The sequence below is a fragment of the Collinsella sp. CLA-JM-H32 genome (assembly GCF_040098165.1).
Taxonomy (GTDB): domain Bacteria; phylum Actinomycetota; class Coriobacteriia; order Coriobacteriales; family Coriobacteriaceae; genus Collinsella.
The window spans coordinates 1-3,448 of record NZ_JBBNMZ010000021.1; the positions used below are offsets into that span (position 1 = coordinate 1).

The 3,448-nt window shown below is 62.0% G+C and carries 2 rRNA genes; both read right to left on the minus strand.

Going from position 1 to position 3,448, the window contains the following annotated elements:
- Positions 1-1,298 (minus strand): 23S ribosomal RNA (locus AAA021_RS09425); the annotation flags it as partial.
- Between the two features lie 402 nt (positions 1,299-1,700).
- Positions 1,701-3,206 (minus strand): 16S ribosomal RNA (locus AAA021_RS09430).
- Positions 3,207-3,448: the final 242 nt, after the last annotated feature.

Sequence of the window (3,448 nt, forward strand, 5' to 3'; positions counted from 1 at the left end):
CGGCTTCTCCGCCCATGGGAAGCTCCCCTACCGATTCTAATGAATTAAAATCCCGCCGCTTCGGTGTCCAGCTTAGCCCCGTGTATTGTCGGCGCATGTCCACTCGACCAGTGAGCTGTTACGCACTCTTTGAATGTATGGCTGCTTCTAAGCCAACATCCTGGTTGTCTGGGCGGACGCACATCCTTTGCCACTCGGCTGGAACTTGGGGACCTTAGCGGGCGGTCCGGGCTGTTTCCCTCTCGAGCACACAGCTTAGCCCACATGCTCTGACTGCCGCGCTCTGGGCCGCCGGCATTCGGAGTTCGGTTGGATTCGGTAGGCGGCGAAGCCCCCTCGTCCATCCGGTGCTCTACCTCCGGCGGTGAACGCGCGACGCTAGCCCTAAAGCTATTTCGGGGAGAACGAGATATCTCCGGGTTTGATTGGCCTTTCACCCCTATCCGCAGGTCATCGCCGCCGTTTTCAACCGACGTGCGTTCGGCCCTCCACGGGGTCTTACCCCCGCTTCAGCCTGCCCACGGATAGCTCACCCGGCTTCGCGTCCGCGGCGCGGGACTCAAGTCGCCCTGTTAAGGCTCGCTTTCGCTCCGGCTCCCTTTCGGTTAACCTCGCCCCGCGCCAGCGACTCGCTGGCTCATTCTACAAAAGGCACGCCGTCACAACGTAAAGTTGCTCCGACTGCTCGTGGGCGCACGGTTTCAGGTACTGTTTCACTCCCCTCCCGGGGTGCTTTTCACCTTTCCCTCACGGTACTGGTGCGCTATCGGTCACAGGGTAGTACTCAGGCTTGGATGGTGGTCCACCCAGGTTCGGACCGGGTTTCACGTGCCCGGCCCTACTCAGGGACCGCGTCGCGCCGTCCGGTCTGGGTTCGCGTACGGGGCTGTCACCCGCTGCGGCCGGCCCTCCCATGCCGTTCCGCTCCCCAGCCGGACCTGCGCCCGGGGGCGGCAGCCCCCGGATGCGCGGCCCTGCAACCCCGTCGGCGGAACCCCTGCCGGGTATGCCCGCTCGACGGTTTGGCCATCGGTCCCCTTTCGCTCGCCGCTACTCGGGGAGTCTCGAGATTGATTTCCTCTCCTCCGGGTACTTAGATGTTTCAGTTCCCCGGGTTGTCCTCCCCCCGCCTATGTGTTCAGCGGGGGGATATGCACACTGCTGTGCATGGGTTCGCCCATTCGGAGACCCCCGGGTCGAAGGATGTGTGCTCCTCGCCGGGGATTATCGCAGCTTGCCGCGTCCTTCATCGGCTCCCTGTGCCAAGGCATCCGCCGTGCGCCCGTGGTATCTTGCGGGACCGCATCGGGCCCGCGGGATATCCACGTGTCGCTAATTAAGTTAATTAATCGATATCATGAATAGCGCTCGTATGTCGCAATTCGGGTATCTCATACCGCGGCACAGTGTCTTCACTGTGCTCGCGATCAGATGCTCCTCACTCATATATAAGTGAATTCTTCTTGTTTGGATCGGATGAATGATTGCTATCATTCTTACGTTAAATCGCAGAAAAGAATCGAGTCTGGAAGAGGATACTCTTCCATCTCTCTCCTATCGCTATGCGGCTCTCAAGGTACGCGGGTGCGACCCCGGGGACCGGGTGCTGCGGGGACTTCCTCCGGGCGACATCCACCGGACGGGCTCCTGCCCTCTATTCGAGTTAAAGTGTTTTCTCTCTAGAAGATTTATCTCCCTAGAAAGGAGGTGATCCAGCCGCACCTTCCGGTACGGCTACCTTGTTACGACTTCACCCCCCTCACCCTCCACACCTTCGGCGCCTCCCCCCTTGCGGTTGGGCCGGCGACTTCGGGTGCAGACGACTCGGGTGGTGTGACGGGCGGTGTGTACAAGGCCCGGGAACGCATTCACCGCGGCATGCTGATCCGCGATTACTAGCAACTCCGACTTCATGGGGGCGGGTTGCAGCCCCCAATCCGAACTGGGGCCGGCTTTCCGGGATCCGCTCCCCCTCGCGGGGTGGCATCCCTCTGTACCGGCCATTGTAGCACGTGTGCAGCCCAGGGCATAAGGGGCATGATGACTTGACGTCGTCCCCGCCCTCCTCCGCCTTGACGGCGGCGGTCCCGCGTGGGTTCCCGGCATCACCCGATGGCAACACGCGGCGGGGGTTGCGCTCGTTGCGGGACTTAACCCAACATCTCACGACACGAGCTGACGACAGCCATGCACCACCTGTATGGGCTCCTCTCGGCCACGGGGTCTCCCCCGCTTCACCCATATGTCAAGCCCTGGTAAGGTTCTTCGCGTTGCTTCGAATTAAGCCACATGCTCCGCTGCTTGTGCGGGCCCCCGTCAATTCCTTTGAGTTTTAGCCTTGCGGCCGTACTCCCCAGGCGGGACGCTTAATGCGTTGGCTGCGGCACGGGGGGATCGTCCCCCCACACCTAGCGTCCATCGTTTACGGCTGGGACTACCAGGGTATCTAATCCTGTTCGCTCCCCCAGCTTTCGCGCCTCAGCGTCGGTCTCGGCCCAGAGGGCCGCCTTCGCCACCGGTGTTCCACCCGATATCTGCGCATTCCACCGCTACACCGGGTGTTCCACCCTCCCCTACCGGACCCAAGCCGCGGAGGTTCCGGGGGCTTCGGGGGGTTGAGCCCCCCGCTTCGACCCCCGGCCTGCCGGGCCGCCTACGCGCGCTTTACGCCCAATGAATCCGGATAACGCTCGCCCCCTACGTATTACCGCGGCTGCTGGCACGTAGTTAGCCGGGGCTTCTTCTGCAGGTACAGTCTTGACTCTTCCCTGCTGAAAGCGGTTTACGACCCGAAGGCCTCCGTCCCGCACGCGGCGTCGCTGCGTCAGGGTTCCCCCCATTGCGCAAGATTCCCCACTGCTGCCTCCCGTAGGAGTCTGGGCCGTGTCTCAGTCCCAATCTGGCCGGTCGGTCTCTCAACCCGGCTACCCGTTGTCGGCACGGTGGGCCGTCACCCCGCCGTCTACCTGATGGGCCGCGGAGCCATCCCCTCCCGTCGGGGCTTTAGCCGGGGCGCCATGCGGCGCCCCGGGGTATCCGGTATTACCCGTCCTTTCGGGCGGCTATCCCGGGGGAGGGGGCAGGTTCTCCACGTGTTACTCAGCCGTTCGCCACTCGCTTCTATCCGAAGATAGGTGCCGTTCGACTTGCATGTGTTAGGCGCGCCGCCAGCGTTCATCCTGAGCCAGGATCGAACTCTCCGTCCAAAATAAATGGGCTTCGAGCCCGTCCGGTCCTCTCAGTCATTCGCTGATCGGTTCCGTTCGATTCATATGGTTTTAGTATAGGAAAAGGAATTTCTCGGGGCCGCCTCTCGGCGGCCTTGCGAAAAACAAATCCAAGTTAGACCATTTCAAATGGTTCGATGTCTGCCCGGATGCGACACATCTGGTGTGTCCATCCTCGCAGTATCCGGTTCTCAAGGTGCACGCCCCGCGGCTGATCCGGT